Origin of the sequence: Streptomyces dioscori (assembly GCF_003024195.1) — a bacterium.
Classification (GTDB): domain Bacteria; phylum Actinomycetota; class Actinomycetes; order Streptomycetales; family Streptomycetaceae; genus Streptomyces; species Streptomyces dioscori.
The window spans coordinates 688,692-705,545 of the sequence record NZ_KZ679040.1 but is presented as its reverse complement, the minus strand read 5'-3'; the positions used below and the strand labels follow the sequence as shown (position 1 = coordinate 705,545).

Below are 16,854 nucleotides of genomic sequence, written 5' to 3'. Positions count from 1 at the left end.
TCAGGACGGGGTGCGGGCCGCCGTGAGGAGGCGGGTTACGTCGTCCGTGCAGATCGTGAGCGCCGCCCCCACCGTCGTCAGAGCCTCCCGCTCGGCCGGCGTGTACGGCCCGTCCGCGAGAGCGATCCGCGCCCCCTGGAGGAGGATCGCCTCCCGCCCGGCAGGGGCGAGATGCGGGGCCAGCGGATCCAGCGCCTCGTGCAGCTCTATGGACAGCCCCGGCCCGCACGGCTCCCCGAAGATCCGCCCGGTGTCGGCCGCCAGCGCCTCCACGAGCGCGGCCAGCTGTTCCTCCGTACAGTCGTCGAACCCGGCGGAGCGAACCGCGCCCGCGGCGGTCTCCAGCGACGTACGGGCGCACGTACCCCCCGCGGCGAGCACGGCGAGAGCGACCGTGTGCACGGCGTCCCGCAGCATCGCCGAGAAGCGCGTCGTCGTCGGATGGTCGAGGACGTCCGCACTGTAGTGGTGGCCGCAGGCCGCGCACTCGACGACCGGCCCGGTCTCCCCGCGCGGCATGACCGGCACACCGAGGCAGGTGAACCGGCGGCGCCCGGTGAGCCGCTGGTAGTTGCGGTCGCCCCCGCACCCCGGGCAGAAGAACTCGCCGTCGCCGACGGTGGTCCACGCGGTCCTGGTTCCGAGGATGCGCGAAACGCCCATGGTGCCGGCGCGGACAAACCGGCTGTTTCGTCCCCATCCTGGCAGCACGTGCGCACCTCCGTAACCCCACGGCAACATCGCCGCGTTGGCGTGATGTTAGCCACATTGTTGATGCGGAGTCAGTACCCCGGGAGAGGCCACTCATCTACATGGCCGGATAAACGCAGCGGTCCCGCCCGCCTGTGAGGCGGACGGGACCACAGAAACGCAGGTGAACGGCCTTATCGCGTGGCGCGGTTGACGGCGGAGACGACAGCCTTCAGTGACGCGCGTGTCGTATTCGCGTCGATGCCGATCCCCCACAGGACCTTGTCGCCGATCGCGACCTCGATGTACGAGGCGGCCACCGCGGAGGCGCCCTCGCTCATCGTGTGCTCCTGGTAGTCCAGCAGCCGGGCGTCGACCCCGATGCCCTGCAGGGCGTGGAAGAACGCGGAGATCGGGCCGTTGCCGGTACCGACCAGGGTGGTCTCGGCGCCGTCGACCTCGGCCTCGACGGTCAGCGTGTCCACGCCGTCCTTGTCCGTCGTGGACTGGCCGTTGCGGACCTGGACACGGCCCCAGGGGTTGTCCGGGTTCGGCAGGTACTCGTCCCGGAAGGCCGCCCAGATGTCGTTCCCGGTGACCTCGCCGCCCTCGGCGTCCGTCTTCGCCTGGATGATCTTCGAGAACTCGATCTGCATCCGGCGCGGCAGGTCGAGCTTGTGGTCGTTCTTCAGGACGTACGCGATACCGCCCTTGCCGGACTGCGAGTTGACCCGGATGACGGCCTCGTACGAGCGGCCGACGTCCTTCGGGTCGATCGGCAGGTACGGGACGGCCCACTCGATGTCGTCGACCGTGACGCCCTTGGCGGCGGCGTCGGCCTCCATCGCGTCGAAGCCCTTCTTGATGGCGTCCTGGTGGGAGCCGGAGAAGGAGGTGTAGACGAGGTCGCCGACGTACGGGTGGCGGGCGTGGACCTCCATCTGGTTGCAGTACTCGGCGGTGCGCCGCACCTCGTCGATGTTCGAGAAGTCGATCTGCGGGTCGACACCCTGCGAGAACAGGTTCATGCCCAGGGTGACCAGGTCGACGTTGCCGGTGCGCTCGCCCTGCCCGAACAGGCAGCCCTCGATACGGTCGGCGCCAGCCATCAGCGCCAGCTCGGCGGCGGCCACCGCCGTACCGCGGTCGTTGTGCGGGTGGACCGACAGGCAGACGTACTCGCGGCGGGACAGGTTGCGCGACATCCACTCGAAGCGGTCCGCGTGCGTGGAGGGGGTCGAGCGCTCCACGGTGGCGGGCAGGTTCAGGATGATCTCGCGGTCCGGGCCCGGCTGCCAGACGTCCATGACGGCCTCACAGACCTCCAGGGCGAAGTCCAGCTCGGTGTCGGTGAAGATCTCGGGGCTGTACTGGTACCCGAAGGTCGTCTCCGGACCCAGCAGCTTCTCCGCGTACTCGACGACCAGGCGCGTGCCGTCGACGGCGATCTGCTTGATGTCGTCCTTGGAACCGCGGAAGACCACACGGCGGAAGACGGGGGCGGTGGCGTTGTACAGGTGGACGTTCGCGCGCCTGGCGCCCTTCAGCGACTCGACGGTCCGCTCGATCAGGTCCTCGCGGGCCTGGGTCAGTACGGAGATCGTGACGTCGTCGGGGATCGCGCCCTCTTCCTCGATGATCGAGCGCACGAAGTCGAAGTCGGTCTGCCCCGAGGCGGGGAAGCCGACCTCGATCTCCTTGTAGCCCATCGACACCAGCAGGTCGAACATCTCGCGCTTGCGCGCGGGCGACATGGGGTCGATCAGAGCCTGGTTGCCGTCACGCAGATCGGTGGAGAGCCAGCGGGGAGCGGTGGTGATCCGGTTGTCCGGCCACGTACGGTCGGGGATGTCGACCTGGTCGTACGGGCGGTACTTGTGGATCGGCATGGACGTGGGCTGCTGGCGGTTCGCCATGATGCGAGGGCTCCTCTTGGTCCGCTTGATCCTCGGAACCGGTGGGTTCTCGAATCCGAGGGACGGCCGACGGCGCAACGCCAAAACTCCGCGGGGAGGGGGTCGGCCTCGACTACAGGCCCTCGCCGCGGCAGCTAAGGAGAAGCAGCCCGAAACGCATGATGCTCCGCATGCTATCGGAGTCCCACGCGGCGCGGTCCCCCGTATCACTATGCGGGATGCGGCATCGCCCACAAAAACCTGCGCCGTTCCCCGCACCGCCGCCGCAAGCGCGCCTCAAGGATCGCGCAGTTCCCCGCACCCCTGAAAGCGACCCCCTCACCCGCCGTCGCACGCGCACCTCAAAGATCGCGCAGTTCCCCGCACCCCTGAAGAGACCCCCCGCACCCGTCCGTCGCATGCGCGCGCCAAAGACTGCGCAGTTCCCCGCGCCCCTGGGGGGGGTGGGGGTGACGGGGCAGTCGCACGCGCGCGTCAAAGATTGCGCCGTTCCCCGCGCCCCTGGGGGCGCAGCCCCCTGGAGGATGGAGGTGCGGCCGACAGCGCTCGGTCAGCCCCCATCCCCCTAGGGGCGCGGGGAACGGCGCAGTCTTTTGGCTTTTGGGGGCGCCAGCCCCTCAGGGGCGTGGGGAACTGCGCGGCCCGCCCCCACGAGCCGCAGCCGTACACGAAACCGGACCCCGTCGCCCCCCTTATGCCCCCATTTCACCAATCATGGTTGCCCCTAGTGACAGTAACGTCACACAGTGCAATGGTGCCGGACATGACGACACACGGGGGCTTCGAGCCCGTCTTCTGCACCATCATTCCGCCCCACGTCCTCGACACCCTCTCCCAGGCAGAGGACCGCACGCTCGCCGGCAAGGCCCGCCGCACCCTGGAGCGGGACGCCTTCGAGCGCACCCACCGCCGGCTGACGACAGTCCTCGGCGCACCCGCCCTCGCCCCGCCGAGCGGCGCCGCCGCGGACAAGCCGAACCGCACGATCCACGACGCGAAACACAAGCAGGACCTGCCCGGCAAGAAGGTGCGCGGCGAGGGCGACAAGCCCGGCAAGGACGCCACGGTCAACCGCGCCTACGCCGGTCTCGGCGCGACCTTCGAGCTGTTCCTGAAGGCGTACGAGCGCAACTCGATCAACGGCGAGGGCCTGCCGCTGAACGCGACCGTGCACTTCGACGAGGAGTACAACAACGCCTTCTGGAACGGCGAGCAGATGGTGTTCGGCGACGGTGACGGCGAGATCTTCCTCGACTTCACCATCCCCGTCGACGTCATCGGCCACGAACTCACGCACGGCGTCACGCAGTACACCGCGAACCTCACGTACTTCGGCCAGCCGGGCGCGCTCAACGAGTCGATGTCCGACGTGTTCGGCTCGCTCATCAAGCAGTACACGCTCGGCCAGAGCGCGGCCGACGCCGACTGGCTGATCGGCGCGGGCCTGCTCGCCCCGCGCGTCACGGGCACGGCCCTGCGCTCGATGAAGGCCCCGGGCACGGCGTACGACGACGACGTGCTCGGCAAGGACCCGCAGCCCGCCACGATGGACGACTACGTCCGCACCGGCCGCGACAACGGCGGTGTGCACATCAATTCGGGCATCCCCAACCACGCCTTCTACCTGGCCGCCACCGCGCTCGGCGGCAACGCCTGGGAGAAGGCCGGGAAGATCTGGTACGGCGTGCTGACCGGCGGCGAACTGGAGTCCAAGGCCAGCTTCACGGACTTCGCGACCCTGACCCTGGCCCAGGCCCGCACCTTGTTCGGCGAGGGCGAGGAACTGCAGGCCGTCACCAAGGCATGGGAACAGGTCGGGGTACCGACCGGCTGAACGGACCGTGGCTCGGGCCCGCGATTCGTACTAGACAGGGACCCATGCGTATTCAGGTACGACGCACCGGCGGATTCGCGGGCATCGAGCGGCACGCCGAGGTGAACACCTCGGACCGCGCCGACGCCCAGGAGTGGCACACCCTGGCCGAGCAGGCGGTCGCCGCCGGCCGGGGCACGCCCCCCATAGGCGTTCCGGACGGCTTCAGCTACCAGATCACGGTGGACGGGAAGACGGTCTACTGCGCGGACCCGCGGCTGACGGACGAGCAGCGAAAACTGATCTCAAGAGTGCTGAAGGAGGGCGCGTAGGCACCCGGCGGGGTCATGCCGGAGCCAGTACGAGGTCGGCACGAGGCCAGTAACGGCCAGTTCACGCAACGCCGTTGACTTCGCTTACCGCCGGTACGGATGATCGCGCGCATGACTGACGCGGCGACGAACCCGATACCCCCGTTCCCGGCCGGCTTCCTCTGGGGGGTCTCCACCTCGGCCCACCAGATCGAGGGCGCGGCAGACCTCCGGGAGCCCTCCGTGTGGGACGCCTTCACGGCCGAACCGGGCCATGTGAAGGACGGTTCGACGGCCGCGGTGGCCTGCGACCACTACCACCGCCACCCCGAGGACGTGGCGCTCCTGCGCGGCCTCGGGGTGGACGCGTACCGCTTCTCCGTCTCCTGGCCGCGGGTCAACTCCCCCGGCGGTCTGGACTTCTACGACCGGCTGGTCGACGAGCTGTGCGCGGCGGGCGTACGCCCCGTCCCGACCCTCTTCCACTGGGATCTGCCGCTGTCGCAGGCGGACGCGGGCGGCTGGCTTGAGCGGGACACCGCCGGACGGTTCGCCGAGTACGCCGCGCTGGTCGCCGCCCGCCTCGGCGACCGGGTCAGCAAGTGGATCACCCTCAACGAACCCGCCGAACACACCCTGCTGGGCCACGCCCTGGGGGCGCACGCGCCCGGCAAGCGGCTCCTCTTCGACGCGCTGCCCGCCGCCCACCACCAGTTGCTGGCGCACGGACTCGCCATACAGGCCCTGCGGGCGGCCGGGGCCACGGACATCGGGATCGCCAACTCGCACGGCCCGACCTGGCCCGCCTCGCGGGAACCCGCCGACCTGGAGGCGGCCGGCTTCTACGACCTGCTGCTCAACCGGCTGTTCGCCGACCCGGTGCTGCTCGGGCGGTACCCGGACGGCATCGGTGAGCTGATGCCCGGCGACGCCGAGGACCTGGCGGCCGACCTGAAGATCATCGGCCAGCCGGTCGACTGGTACGGGATCAACTACTACGCGCCGACCAGGGTGGGCGCGCCACAGGGCTCGGAGATCGAGTTCGGCGGCCTGACCATGCCGGCCGAACTCCCCTTCTCCGTACGGGAGATCGAGGGCTACCCGGTCACGGACTTCGGCTGGCCGGTGGTGCCCGAAGCACTCACCGAGCTGCTGGTGGACTTCCGCGGCCGGTACGGCGACCGGCTCCCGCCCGTCGTCATCACGGAGAACGGCTGCTCGTACGAGGGTCTCGACGACCAGGAGCGGATCAGCTACCTGGACGGTCATCTGCGGGCCCTGCACCGGGCGTACGAGCAGGGTGTGGACGTCCGCGGGTACTTCGTGTGGTCGCTCCTCGACAACTTCGAGTGGGCCGAGGGGTACGCGCGCCGCTTCGGCCTGGTGCACGTCGACTTCGAGACGCTGGAACGGACCCCGAAGGCGTCGTACCACTGGCTGCGGGACGTACTGCGGGCCCAGCGGCCGGGACGCGTGGGACAGCCGTGACGGCATCCCCGCACGGGCCCTTATCCGGCGGCCCGGCGCTCGCCGAGCCCGTCGAGCGGGTGGGCCGGGGCTGGACGGCGACCCTCTCGCTCGCCAACTGGGCGATCTGGGTGGGCTGGTTCGGCCCGCTGCAGATCCTCCTCGCCTCCCAGGCGGAGGACTTCGCACCCGGTACGGGCCTGTCGAAGGAGGCGATGCTGGCCTGGGTGACGGGCGCGGGCGCGCTGGTCTCACTGCTGGCGAACCCGGTCTTCGGCGCGCTGTCCGACCGTACGACGTCCCGCTGGGGCCGCCGTACCCCGTGGATCGTGGCGGGCACGGCGGGCGGCGCGCTGTCGCTGGTGCTCCTCGGGGCGGCGGGCGGCCCCTGGACCATGGCGCTCGGCTGGTGCCTGGCGCAACTGACCCTGAACGCGGCCTGGGCCGCCGTGACGGCCGCCGTACCGGACCGGGTGCCGCGGCGGCAGCGGGGCGCGGTGGGCGGCTGGCTGGGCGCGGCACAGATCCTCGGCGTGGTCGGCGGGACGGGCCTGGCGACGCTGGCCGGGGGCGTCACGGCGGGCTACGCGGCCTGCGCGGCGTTCACCCTCCTCGGCGTCCTGCCGTACGTGCTGGCCCACCGGGACATCCGGCTGCCCCGCACGGCCCGGCCGCCCTGGTCCTGGCGGACCTTCCTGGGCTCCTTCTGGCTGAGCCCGCGCCGCTACCCGGACTTCGGCTGGGCCTGGCTGACGCGGTTCCTCGTCAACCTGAGCAACAGCCTCGGCGTCATGTATCTCCTGTACTTCCTGCGGGACCGCCTGCACCATTCCGATCCCGAGCAGGGCGTCCTGATCCTGACGTCGCTGAACGCGACGATGCTGCTCGCCACGGTCGTCGTCGCGGGCATGTGGTCGGACCGCGTGGGCCGCCGCAAACCGTTCGTGACCTGCTCGGGCGTCGTCATGGCGATCGCGGCCGGGGTGATCGCGGCGTGGCCGACATGGACCGGCACGGTGGTCGCCTCGGTCCTGCTGGGACTGGGCTTCGGCGTCTTCGCGTCGGTGGACTTCGCGCTGATGACGGACGTGCTGCCGAAGGCGCGCGACCGGGGCAAGGACCTCGGCGTGGTGAACGCGGCGAACGCGGTTCCGCAGGTGGCTGCGCCTGTGCTGGCCGCGCCGATCGTGACGTATCTCGGGGGATACCGGGTGCTGTACGCCGTGGCGGCGGTGGTGGGGTTGGCGGGGGCGGTCCTGGTGAACCGGATCAGGGGGGTGGAGTGACGGGGTTTTCTCGCCCCCGCCGCCCCTACCCGTTCCCGTCAACGACTCGGGGGCGCTGCCCCCGAACCCCCGCTCCTCAAACGCCGGAGAGGCTAATCCCTAGCCCGTCCGGCGTTTGAGGACGAGCGCGAAGCGCGATCAGGGGGGCGAGGGGGCGCAGCCCCCAGTTTCGGGAAGGGGCGGGGCTGGGGAAAGAGAACGCCGTCAGAAACCGAGCTTGCGGAGCTGGCGAGGGTCCCGCTGCCAGTCCTTCGCGACCTTCACATGAAGGTCCAGGAAGACGGGCGTACCCAGCAACGCCTCGATCTGCTTGCGCGACTTGATCCCCACTTCCTTCAGCCGCTTCCCCTTGGGACCGATGATGATCCCCTTCTGGCTGGGCCGCTCGATGTAGACGAACGCGTGGATGTCGAGCAACGGCTTGTCGGCCGGCCGGTCCTCCCGCGGCAGCATCTCCTCGACGACGACGGCGATGGAGTGCGGCAGCTCGTCCCGCACCCCCTCCAGCGCGGCCTCGCGGATGAGCTCGGCCACCATGACCTGCTCGGGCTCGTCGGTGAGGTCGCCCTCGGGGTAGAGGGCGGGGCCCTCCGGCAGCAGCGGGACGAGCAGGTCGGCGAGCAGGCCGACCTGCTGGTCTGCGACCGCCGACACCGGCACGATCTCGGCCCACTCGAAGCCGAGCTCCTTGCCGAGCTGGTCGATGGCGATGAGCTGCTCGGCGAGTGTCTTGCTGTCGGCGAGGTCGGTCTTCGTGACGATCGCGATCTTCGGCGTCTTCTTGATGGACGCGAGTTCCTTCGCGATGAAGCGGTCGCCGGGACCGAGCTTCTCGTTCGCGGGCAGGCAGAACCCGATCACGTCGACCTCGGCCCATGTCGTGCGGACGACGTCGTTGAGCCGCTCGCCGAGGAGCGTGCGCGGTTTGTGCAGCCCGGGGGTGTCCACGAGGATCAACTGGGCGTCGGCCCGGTGCACGATGCCGCGTACCGTGTGCCGCGTGGTCTGCGGCTGGTTCGCGGTGATCGCGACCTTCTGGCCGACCAGAGCATTCGTGAGGGTGGACTTGCCCGCGTTGGGGCGGCCCACGAAGCAGGCGAAGCCGGCGCGGTGGGGTGCCCCCGAGGATTCCGGCGGCTCGGATGACTGGGTACGAACGCTCATGGCGCCCATTGTCCCTGATCGTCGGGGCCCCGCCGTACCAGGATTCCGGCCCTCACCGCCGATCGACGGCCGGCCGGGCTCCCCGTGAGCTTCCGGAAACCCCCACGCAACACGAAACGTGACGGAAACACACCTGTACGCGACCGGAAACGCGGAACCGTGACGCTCTGACGAGCCCCCACCAGCCAGCCCCCACCAGCCCCCACCTGTTGGAGCCCCCGTGACCCTGGCCGCCGGACCCGCCACGACCGTCGCCGCGTCCCTCGACACCGGTGACACCGCCTGGCTGCTCGCCGCCACCGCGCTCGTCCTGCTCATGACGCCGGGCCTGGCCCTCTTCTACGGCGGCATGGTCCGCACGAAGAGCGTCCTGAACATGCTGATGATGAGCTTCGTGTCGATCGCGCTGGTCACGGTCGTGTAGCTGGCCGTCGGCTACTCGCTCGTCTTCGGCGACGACCACGCCGACTCCGGGGTCGGCGCGCTCATCGGCGGCCTGGAACACGCGGGCATGGCCGGTCTCGGCCCGGACAGTGTGCAGGGCACGGTCCCGACCCTCCTCTTCGCCACCTTCCAGCTGACCTTCGCGATCATCACGGCGGCGCTGGTCAGCGGCGCGGTCGCGGACCGGGCGAAGTTCGGGGCCTGGCTGGTCTTCGTACCCCTGTGGGCGCTGCTCGTATACGTTCCGGTCGCCCACTGGGTGTGGGGTCCCGGCGGCTGGATCCTGGCGGATCTGGGCGCCCTGGACTTCGCGGGCGGACTGCCCGTCGAGATCACGTCGGGGGCGTCCGGACTGGCGTTGTGCCTGGTCCTGGGCCCGCGGCTCGGTTTCAAGAAGGACGCGATGCGCCCGCACAACCTGCCGATGGTGATGCTCGGCGCGGGTCTGCTGTGGTTCGGCTGGTTCGGCTTCAACGCGGGTTCGGCGCTCGGCGCGAACGGTCTCGCGGCCGCCGCCTTCCTCAACACCCTCGCCGCGGGCTGCACCGGGCTGCTCGGCTGGCTCTTCGTGGAGCAGCGGCGCGACGGCCACCCCACCACCCTGGGCTCGGCGTCCGGCGCGGTCGCGGGCCTGGTCGCCATCACCCCGTCCTGCGGTTCGGTCTCGCTGCTCGGCGCGCTGGTCATCGGCCTGGCCGCCGGTGTCGTCTGCTCGTACGCGGTGGCCTGGAAGTTCAGGTTCGACTACGACGACTCGCTGGACGTCGTCGGCGTGCACCTGGTCGGCGGTGTCATCGGCACCGTGCTCATCGGGGTGTTCGCCACGGAGACCATGACCGGCGGGGCCGAGGGTCTGCTGTACGGCGGCGGGTTCGGGCAGCTCGGCCGGCAACTGGTGGCGATCGTGGCCGTCGGCGCGTACGCCTTCGCCGTCACGTACGGCGTCGCCAAACTGATCGACCGGGTCGTCGGACTGCGGGCCGACGAGGAGCACGAGCAGACCGGGCTCGACCTTACGGTGCACGCCGAGACCGCTTACGATCACGGGGTCCTGGGCAGTGGTGCCCCGGTCTCCTCCTCCGTCCTCCCCACCGCGCAGAAGGCCAGGCCCCAGGCATGAAGCTCATCACCGCGATCATCAAGCCGCACCGCCTCGACGAGGTGAAGACAGCTCTGCAGGAGATCGGCGTGCACGGGCTGACCGTCACGGAGGCCAGCGGGTACGGGCGTCAGCGCGGCCACACCGAGGTGTACCGCGGCGCCGAGTACCGCGTCGATCTCGTACCGAAGGTCCGTATCGAGGTCGTCGTCGGGGACGCGGACGCCGAGCCCGTCATCGAGGCGATCGTGAGGGCCGCGCAGACGGGGAAGATCGGCGACGGAAAGGTGTGGGCGGTTCCGGTGGAGACGGTGGTCCGGGTACGGACGGGCGAACGCGGCCCGGACGCTCTCTGACCCCGCTGCCGCTCCCCTTCTTGTCCCTCCCCCTGACCCTGATCACCACCACCGCTGCCGCGATGCCCGCTCCCAGCACCACCGCGAGCAGCCACGGCAGGGCGAAGAACGACGTGCTCGCCGACTCGCGGGTGTCGCGCGCGCTGGCGGTCAACGTCACATCGCCCCAGTCCAGTTGGGGCGCACCACGCCACTTCGCGCTCAGCCGCACCCGCTCGCCCGGCAGCAGCTCGGAGGGGATCCCGGCCAGGTCACGGGAGAGCAGCGTACGGCCGAAAAGCCCTTCGGCCGTCAGCCGCACCTTGGGGTCAAGGGTGACGTTGCCGGTGTTGTGGAGGGTGTACGAGACGGTGGCCGTGCTGTCGCCCGCGCCCGGGAACAAGGGCTGGTGGTGGCTGATGCGGACCTTCTCCACGGCGACGGCCGCGACGGTCGGCCCGCCCACCCGCAGATAGATGCGGGCGCCGACGGCCCGCTGGACCCCGACCTCGACCGCGCCCTCCCCCGCGTCGATCCGCTCGTCCAGGGCGACCAGGGCACCCGGGTGATCACCGGGTTCGGCCGACTCGGGCACCCTCAGCGTGAACGGCACGGTGACCTTGCCGTGCGCGGGCACGGTCACCCGGTCCTCGGCGGGCTTCGCCCAGGCACCCACGCCCCGCTGCCTCTCCTTGACGGTCCGTACCGCGAATCCGCCGTCCCGCGCGGTGTTGTACGCGTCGGCCGCGTAGAGCCGGAACGTCAGCGGCTCCCCGGTCCTGTTGGTGACGGCGACCTCGTCCTCGATGGTCGTGCCCGGGTCGGCGGAGAGATGGAAGTACGGCCGCGAGGCGAGTTCCGACGCGACGGGGAAGACGGACCAGCTGCCGTTGTCGGCGGCGCGTGCGGGCGTCCCGCCGGTCACCGCAACGGCGAGAAGGAGCAGGAGGAACAGGAGGAAGAGGGGGAACCGGGAGAACAGAGGGAGGATCGGGATCGAGCGGAACGGCTTGCGCATGGGTGCGGACCCCCAGGGGCGGGCGGGACGGAGGAGGCCGGGCGGGTGCGCGCCCAACCTCCGTCGATCGGCCGACTTCTGACGTACCGTCGGCTCTAGGTGAGCGTGAGCGTCAGCACGCCGGAGTACGCGCCGGGCGGGGTGAACGCCGGAACGTTCAGCGAGAGCCGGGCGTCGACGGTGAACTCACCACCGGTGAGCGTGCCGTTGGGGGTGGACGCGAGCGTCGCTCCCGCACTGCCGACCGCACCGGGCGAACCGGCCTGGCAGGTACTCGGGCTGCCGGTCTTGGTGAGGCAGACCGGGGTCCAGCCCAGCTTCGCGGCGTCGATCTTCGCCCCCGCGGGGCCGGAGAAGTCGGTGACCTTGCCGGTCAGGGACCAGCCCGCGGGTCCGCCACGGAAGTCCTTGACGGTCACCGTCTGCAGCGAGCCTCGGGAGAAACCGCCCTTGCCGTAGTCGACGGCCGCCAGTTCGACGGTGTCGCCGGCCTGGGTCATGGACAACGTCCCCGCCTTGACGGAGGAGTTGACCTTCTGGCTGCCTGCGGGCAGAGGCGTGTCGTCGATGACGACATAGGCGGCAGGGCCCGCACCCTTGTCGTCGCTCCAGGCGCTTCCCTCGTACGCCACCACTCCCGTGGTCGCCTTGTCGCTGACGGCCAGGCTGCCGCTGAAGGAACCCTGCGCGTTCGCGGTGACGGTCGCCTTGTCGGCGGTCTCGGCGGCGCCGGCCCGTCCGGCGAGGGTGACCGCCGCGCCCGGCGCGAAGTTCGACCCCGTCACGGTCACGCTGTCACCGGGCTTCCCGGAGGCCGTACCGAGGCTGATGGCACGGTTGTTGGTCTGGCCGCCGCCGGTCGCGGTGATCGTCTCGGAGACGGGGGCGGGCGGGGTGCTGACCGTGCACGGGGTGTCCAGCTCCAGGAGATAACTGGTGTGGATGTTGTAGTCGCCGGGCGACAGCGTGATCGAGCCGGGCGCGGTGACCGTGAAGGTGCCGGTCATCGAGAACGACGGGAAGGCACCCTTGCCCGGGACCGGGTCGTTCTTCTTCGGGCCCGCGACCGTGAGGTCACCACTCTGCGCGCCGCCCAGGGTCACCTTGCCGGTGGGCGTCATGATGTCGGCGGGCAGCGCGATGTCGACGGGGTTGCTCGCGGCGGGCTTGACCACCGTGTACGTGACGGTGACCGTGTCGCCCACCTTGGGTGCCGCGTCGTCCACGGTGATCTTGGCGGTGGTGGTGCCGTCGATCGGCGGGATGCCCGCGATGGGCGGCGGGACGCAGTGCGTGGCGAAGTCGACCTGCTGCGGATCGGCGTTCGCGGGGCAGGCGAACGCGCCCCCCGCGGTGACCGCGAGCGCGGCCGTTCCCAGCAGTGCCGCCCAGCGGCGGCGTCTTCGGGTTCCTGAACCCATGGGTGCCCCTCCTGTGGATGTGGGCGCTGTGCGCCGACAGGAGGTCATTGATGTGCGGGTTGTGTGAGAAGTCAATGGAACCCTGAAGCACCAACTGATGGCCCATCAGCTTATGTCAACTAGCCGTGCTCATCCGCGAGTTGATGCCGATTCGCCGATACGCCGATACGTGGGAGTGTCGGCGCGTCGGATCGGCGGACGGACCGGTGTCGCCCGGCGCGCCGCGCGCCGGGCGGCACCGGTCCGTACCGGGCCACTGCCCGTGGGGGGACTGTGCCTGTGCGCCTGACGCGCCTACGTTCCGGTGATCACTCGAACACGAACGGACCGGGCGACTGCGGCCCGTCCGCCGTGCAGGTGATGGTGATCCCGAAAACCGTCATCTGCAGGGAGCCGCCGAAAGCCTCCAGGCTGTCGCCGGCCGCGACGGTACCGGGCAGCGGGCCGACCGTGACGCCCGCACCGGCGGCGATCGCAGGGTTCTCGGTACCCGTGAAGACGGTCGTACCACCGCCCGCCTTCGCGAGGGTGAGGGTGGAGGTGACCGAGTCCTCGGCAAGCGCGAGCGGGGTGGTGATCTCGGAGGAGCTGAGGGTGATGGTGGCGGCGGAGCCGTCCTGGGTGGCCGTGAGAGTGGCCTCGCCACCGCCGTAGAGACCGCATTCGGCGACGATCGTGGCGGTCTGGGGGACTACGGCCGCGGCGCCAGGGGCGAGCGCGAGGCTCGCGGCGAGGGTGCCGGCGGCTAACGCGGCGCCGATTCCGAGACGCTTACAGATCATTGGATTTCCTTCCCTAGTGCGGGAATTGCCGTGTGGGGACGGCCGACGGGCGCTTCGCCGGCGGCTGGGTGGCGCCGCGAATCTGACGGCCCGTCGGAAGAGCTGGCGTCTATTGAGACGCGAGCGCCTCACGATTGCAAGAGAAACGGTAGTGATTCTTCCGCCCCTGAGGGCTCCCCTTGGGGGCTCCGCCCCCACACCCCTGGTCGCGCAGTTCCCCGCGCCCCCAAAACCCAAAAGACTGCGCCGTTCCCCGCGCCCCTGAGTCGCCTCCCACCCGCCATCGCACGCGCGCCTCAAAGACTGCGCAGTTCCCCGCGCCCCTGAAACGACCAGCCCACCCGCCGCCGCACGCGCGCCTCAAAGATTGCGCCGTTCCCCGCGCCCCTAGGGGGGCTCGCGTCCCAGCCCCCCGCGGCCGAGAGCTGGGGCGCAGCCCCGCTCCGAGGGGCGCGGGGAACTGCGCGACCAGCCCCCACCGGGCCCGCGGACGAAAACCCTCAGCCCGCGGTCGCCACGGTGCGTACCGTCCCGTCCGGCCCCGCGACGAACACAGGCGTGGCCGCACCACCGAGGTCCCGTACCGCCGCGAGGTCGTCGTCCGCCAAGGACGGGGACTCCCCCTCGCCCACCACCACCGCCGCCGCCTCCAACGACGTCGCCCCCGAGGCGACAGCCATCGCCACAGCCGTCCGCAGCGCGCTCAGCCGCAGCGAGGGGAGTGCGACGGTGCCCGCCACATACGTACGGCCGTTGTCGTCGCGCACGGCCGCCCCCTCGGGCACCCCGTTGCGGGCCCGGGCCGCACGGGCCAGGGTGACGATCTTGCGGTCCTCTGGTTCGAGCACGGTGCTGTCGGTCATGCCCAGAGCATACGTACGACACTGCACGACGTCGCACGGCGTCGCACGGCAGCTCAGGGCCGGTCCAACCGCAACCGCTCCGCCCGCGGCAACCCCGCCACCACCAGGTCGTACGAGTCCTCGACCAGCTCCCGGACCAGCCGGTCGGACAGCGAACCGTCCACGGTCACCGTGTTCCAGTGGCGCTTGTTCATGTGCCAGCCCGGAATGATCAGCCCTTCGTGCTCCCCGCGCAGCCGCACCGCGTCCTCGGGATCGCACTTCAGGTTGACGGTGAGCGGACTGCCCTGCAGGGAGCTGAGCGCGAACATCTTCCCCAGCACCTTGAAGACGGAGGTCTCCGGGTTGAAGGGGAACTCCTCCACGGCGGCGTTGAAGGAGAGACAGAGCGCGCGCAGCTCCTTCGGGGTCACTCCGGCTTCTCCCCCGGGGCGTCGCCACCGGCACCGGCACCGGCACCGGCGGCGGCCGCGACGACCGGCTCGACCAGCACCGTCACGATCTTGTTCCGGCGTCCCGCCGACGCCTCGGCCGTCAGCAGCAGCTCGCGGCCGTCGGGCAGTTCGACGACCGAGGACGCGCCGGCGATGGGCACGCGGCCGAGCGCCTTGGCGAGGAGCCCGCCGACCGTCTCCACGTCCTCGTCGTCGTACGCCTCGAAGCCGTACAGCTCGCCGAGGTCACCGATGTCGAGCCGCGCGGTCACCCGGTAGCGGTCGTCGCCGAGGTCCTGCACCGGCGGCAGCTCACGGTCGTACTCGTCGGTGATCTCGCCGACGATCTCCTCAAGGATGTCCTCGATGGTGACGATGCCGGCAGTGCCGCCGTACTCGTCGATGACGACGGCGACGTGGTTGCGGTCCTGCTGCATCTCGCGCAGCAGGTCACCGGCGTTCTTCGTGTCCGGGACGAACGCGGCGGGCCGCATCGCCGTGGACACCAGCTCGCTCTCCGCGTCCCGGCTGATGTGCGTCTTGCGGGCCAGGTCCTTCAGGTACACGATCCCGACGATGTCGTCCTCGCTCTCCCCGGTGACGGGCACGCGCGAGAAACCGGAGCGCAGGGCGAGGGTCAGCGCCTGCCGGATGGTCTTGTACCGCTCGATGACCACCAGGTCGGTGCGCGGGACCATGACCTCCCGGACCAGGGTGTCGCCCAGCTCGAAGACGGAGTGCACCATGCGGCGCTCCTCGTCCTCGATGAGTGACTCCTTCTCCGCGAGGTCGACCATCGCGCGCAGCTCGGCCTCGGAGGCGAAGGGTCCGCGGCGGAAGCCCTTGCCGGGCGTGAGCGCGTTGCCGATGAGGATGAGCAGGGGCGGGATCGGCCCCATGATCCTGGCCAGCGGCAGCAGCACGTACGCGGACGCCGTCGCCGTGCTGAGCGGGTGCTGGCGGCCGATGGTGCGCGGCGAGACTCCGACGGCGACGTACGAGACGAGGACCATCACGCCGATGGCGACGGCCAGCGACTCCCAGGTCTCGTTGAACTCCTTCAGGCAGGCGTAGGTGACGAGGGCGGCGGCGGCCATCTCGCAGGCCACGCGCACCAGCAGCGCCACGTTCAGATAGCGGGTCGGGTCGGCGGCGACCTGGGCGAGCTTGGCGCTGCCGCGGCGGCCGGACCGTACCGCCTCCTCGGCGCGGAAGCTGGAGACGCGGGCGAGGCCGGCCTCCGCGCAGGCGGCGAGCCAGGCGATCACGACGAGGGCGATGGCGCCCAGGACCAGTTGCGGGCTCATGAGACGGTCGGGGCCGGGGAGGGGCCTTCGAGGCCCTTCTCCGCACGCCAGCCGTCCACGATGGCGGCCTGCAGTCCGAACATCTCGGCCTTCTCGTCGGGCTCCTCGTGGTCGTACCCGAGCAGGTGCAGCACTCCGTGGACGGTGAGGAGCTGGAGTTCCTCGTCCATGGAGTGCTGCGTCTCGGCGTCCTTGCCCTGCTGCTCGGCGACCTCCGGGCACAGCACGATGTCACCGAGCAGCCCCTGCGGCGGCTCCTCGTCGTCCTTGGCGGGCGGCCGCAGCTCGTCCATCGGGAACGACATGACATCCGTGGCGCCCGGCAGGTCCATCCACTGGATGTGCAGCTGCTCCATGGCGTCGGTGTCCACGACGATCACCGAGAGCTCGGAGAGCGGGTGGATGCGCATCCGCGCGAGGGCGTAGCGGGCGATGTCGAGGATCGCCTGCTCGTCGACCTCGGTCCCGGACTCGTTGTTGACGTCGATCGACATGGTCGCGCTG

14 protein-coding genes and 2 pseudogenes are annotated in these 16,854 nt (G+C 70.6%); 6 read left to right on the top strand and 10 right to left on the bottom strand.

Going from position 1 to position 16,854, the window contains the following annotated elements; all coding sequences use genetic code 11:
* Positions 1-711 (bottom strand): tellurite resistance TerB family protein, encoded by a 711-nt coding sequence (locus C6Y14_RS10970; RefSeq protein ID WP_404828756.1) that lies wholly within the window; start codon positions 709-711, stop codon positions 1-3.
* Positions 712-884: 173 nt separating this feature from the next.
* Positions 885-2,606, bottom strand: coding sequence for a 2-isopropylmalate synthase (leuA, locus tag C6Y14_RS10965; protein WP_107016340.1), 1,722 nt, complete (start codon positions 2,604-2,606; stop codon positions 885-887).
* Positions 2,607-3,369: 763 nt separating this feature from the next.
* On the opposite strand from leuA, the gene C6Y14_RS10955 reads away from it, so the two are divergent.
* The 4 genes from C6Y14_RS10955 to C6Y14_RS10940 all read left to right on the top strand — a co-directional run bounded on the left by C6Y14_RS10955 (position 3,370) and on the right by C6Y14_RS10940 (position 7,483).
* Entirely contained in the window at positions 3,370-4,440 is a 1,071-nt protein-coding gene (locus C6Y14_RS10955; RefSeq protein ID WP_107016461.1) for a M4 family metallopeptidase, read from the top strand.
* 44 nt (positions 4,441-4,484) lie between these two features.
* Positions 4,485-4,751, top strand: coding sequence for a protealysin inhibitor emfourin (locus C6Y14_RS10950; RefSeq protein WP_107016339.1), 267 nt, complete (start codon positions 4,485-4,487; stop codon positions 4,749-4,751).
* Between the two features lie 99 nt (positions 4,752-4,850).
* Complete coding sequence (locus C6Y14_RS10945) at positions 4,851-6,218, top strand: GH1 family beta-glucosidase (protein ID WP_107016338.1); 1,368 nt, start codon at positions 4,851-4,853, stop codon at positions 6,216-6,218.
* The gene (locus C6Y14_RS10940) at positions 6,215-7,483 is read left to right on the top strand and encodes an MFS transporter (RefSeq protein ID WP_107016337.1); all 1,269 of its coding nucleotides are present in this window, start codon (positions 6,215-6,217) and stop codon (positions 7,481-7,483) included. The genes C6Y14_RS10945 and C6Y14_RS10940 overlap by 4 nt, the downstream gene beginning before the upstream one ends.
* A 204-nt stretch (positions 7,484-7,687) precedes the next feature.
* Here C6Y14_RS10940 and era read toward each other — a convergent pair whose 3' ends face one another.
* Positions 7,688-8,647: a GTPase Era gene (gene era, locus C6Y14_RS10935; RefSeq protein WP_107016336.1), complete on the bottom strand. Its 960-nt coding sequence runs from the start codon at positions 8,645-8,647 to the stop codon at positions 7,688-7,690.
* A 220-nt stretch (positions 8,648-8,867) separates the two neighbouring features.
* Here era and C6Y14_RS10930 point away from each other — a divergent pair.
* Together C6Y14_RS10930 and C6Y14_RS10925 are read left to right on the top strand one after the other, a co-directional pair.
* Positions 8,868-10,211, top strand: a pseudogene (locus C6Y14_RS10930) (ammonium transporter).
* Positions 10,208-10,546: a P-II family nitrogen regulator gene (locus C6Y14_RS10925; RefSeq protein ID WP_107016335.1), complete on the top strand. Its 339-nt coding sequence runs from the start codon at positions 10,208-10,210 to the stop codon at positions 10,544-10,546. Before C6Y14_RS10930 ends, C6Y14_RS10925 begins: the two are co-directional and overlap by 4 nt.
* Here the strand turns inward: C6Y14_RS10925 and C6Y14_RS10920 are convergent.
* The 7 genes and pseudogenes from C6Y14_RS10920 to ybeY all read right to left on the bottom strand — a co-directional run.
* A pseudogene (locus tag C6Y14_RS10920) lies at positions 10,443-11,543 on the bottom strand (WxL protein peptidoglycan domain-containing protein); the annotation flags it as partial. The gene C6Y14_RS10925 and the pseudogene C6Y14_RS10920 sit on opposite strands and share 104 nt — an antisense overlap.
* 95 nt (positions 11,544-11,638) lie before the next feature.
* On the bottom strand, positions 11,639-12,964 hold the full coding sequence (locus C6Y14_RS10915; RefSeq protein ID WP_107016334.1) for a WxL domain-containing protein: 1,326 nt from the start codon (positions 12,962-12,964) through the stop codon (positions 11,639-11,641).
* Positions 12,965-13,272: 308 nt separating this feature from the next.
* Entirely contained in the window at positions 13,273-13,746 is a 474-nt protein-coding gene (locus C6Y14_RS10910; RefSeq protein WP_107016333.1) for a hypothetical protein, read from the bottom strand.
* Between the two features lie 500 nt (positions 13,747-14,246).
* The gene (locus C6Y14_RS10905) at positions 14,247-14,609 is read right to left on the bottom strand and encodes a cytidine deaminase (RefSeq protein ID WP_107016332.1); all 363 of its coding nucleotides are present in this window, start codon (positions 14,607-14,609) and stop codon (positions 14,247-14,249) included.
* A 53-nt stretch (positions 14,610-14,662) separates the two neighbouring features.
* Complete coding sequence (locus C6Y14_RS10900; RefSeq protein WP_107016331.1) at positions 14,663-15,022, bottom strand: MmcQ/YjbR family DNA-binding protein; 360 nt, start codon at positions 15,020-15,022, stop codon at positions 14,663-14,665.
* The gene (locus C6Y14_RS10895) at positions 15,019-16,350 is read right to left on the bottom strand and encodes a hemolysin family protein (protein ID WP_107016330.1); all 1,332 of its coding nucleotides are present in this window, start codon (positions 16,348-16,350) and stop codon (positions 15,019-15,021) included. The genes C6Y14_RS10900 and C6Y14_RS10895 overlap by 4 nt, the downstream gene beginning before the upstream one ends.
* The gene (gene ybeY, locus C6Y14_RS10890; RefSeq protein ID WP_107016329.1) at positions 16,347-16,844 is read right to left on the bottom strand and encodes an rRNA maturation RNase YbeY; all 498 of its coding nucleotides are present in this window, start codon (positions 16,842-16,844) and stop codon (positions 16,347-16,349) included. Before ybeY ends, C6Y14_RS10895 begins: the two co-directional genes overlap by 4 nt.
* Positions 16,845-16,854 lie beyond the last annotated feature (10 nt).

Coding starts and splice junctions, on each gene's coding strand:
- C6Y14_RS10895 (WP_107016330.1), bottom strand. CDS start 16,350: ATGAGCCCGCAACTGGTCCTGGGCGCCATCGCCCTCGTCGTGATCGCC.
- ybeY (WP_107016329.1), bottom strand. CDS start 16,844: ATGTCGATCGACGTCAACAACGAGTCCGGGACCGAGGTCGACGAGCAG.
- C6Y14_RS10950 (WP_107016339.1), top strand. CDS start 4,485: ATGCGTATTCAGGTACGACGCACCGGCGGATTCGCGGGCATCGAGCGG.
- C6Y14_RS10905 (WP_107016332.1), bottom strand. CDS start 14,609: ATGACCGACAGCACCGTGCTCGAACCAGAGGACCGCAAGATCGTCACC.
- leuA (WP_107016340.1), bottom strand. CDS start 2,606: ATGGCGAACCGCCAGCAGCCCACGTCCATGCCGATCCACAAGTACCGC.
- C6Y14_RS10925 (WP_107016335.1), top strand. CDS start 10,208: ATGAAGCTCATCACCGCGATCATCAAGCCGCACCGCCTCGACGAGGTG.
- era (WP_107016336.1), bottom strand. CDS start 8,647: ATGAGCGTTCGTACCCAGTCATCCGAGCCGCCGGAATCCTCGGGGGCA.
- C6Y14_RS10955 (WP_107016461.1), top strand. CDS start 3,370: ATGACGACACACGGGGGCTTCGAGCCCGTCTTCTGCACCATCATTCCG.
- C6Y14_RS10945 (WP_107016338.1), top strand. CDS start 4,851: ATGATCGCGCGCATGACTGACGCGGCGACGAACCCGATACCCCCGTTC.
- C6Y14_RS10915 (WP_107016334.1), bottom strand. CDS start 12,964: ATGGGTTCAGGAACCCGAAGACGCCGCCGCTGGGCGGCACTGCTGGGA.
- C6Y14_RS10910 (WP_107016333.1), bottom strand. CDS start 13,746: ATGATCTGTAAGCGTCTCGGAATCGGCGCCGCGTTAGCCGCCGGCACC.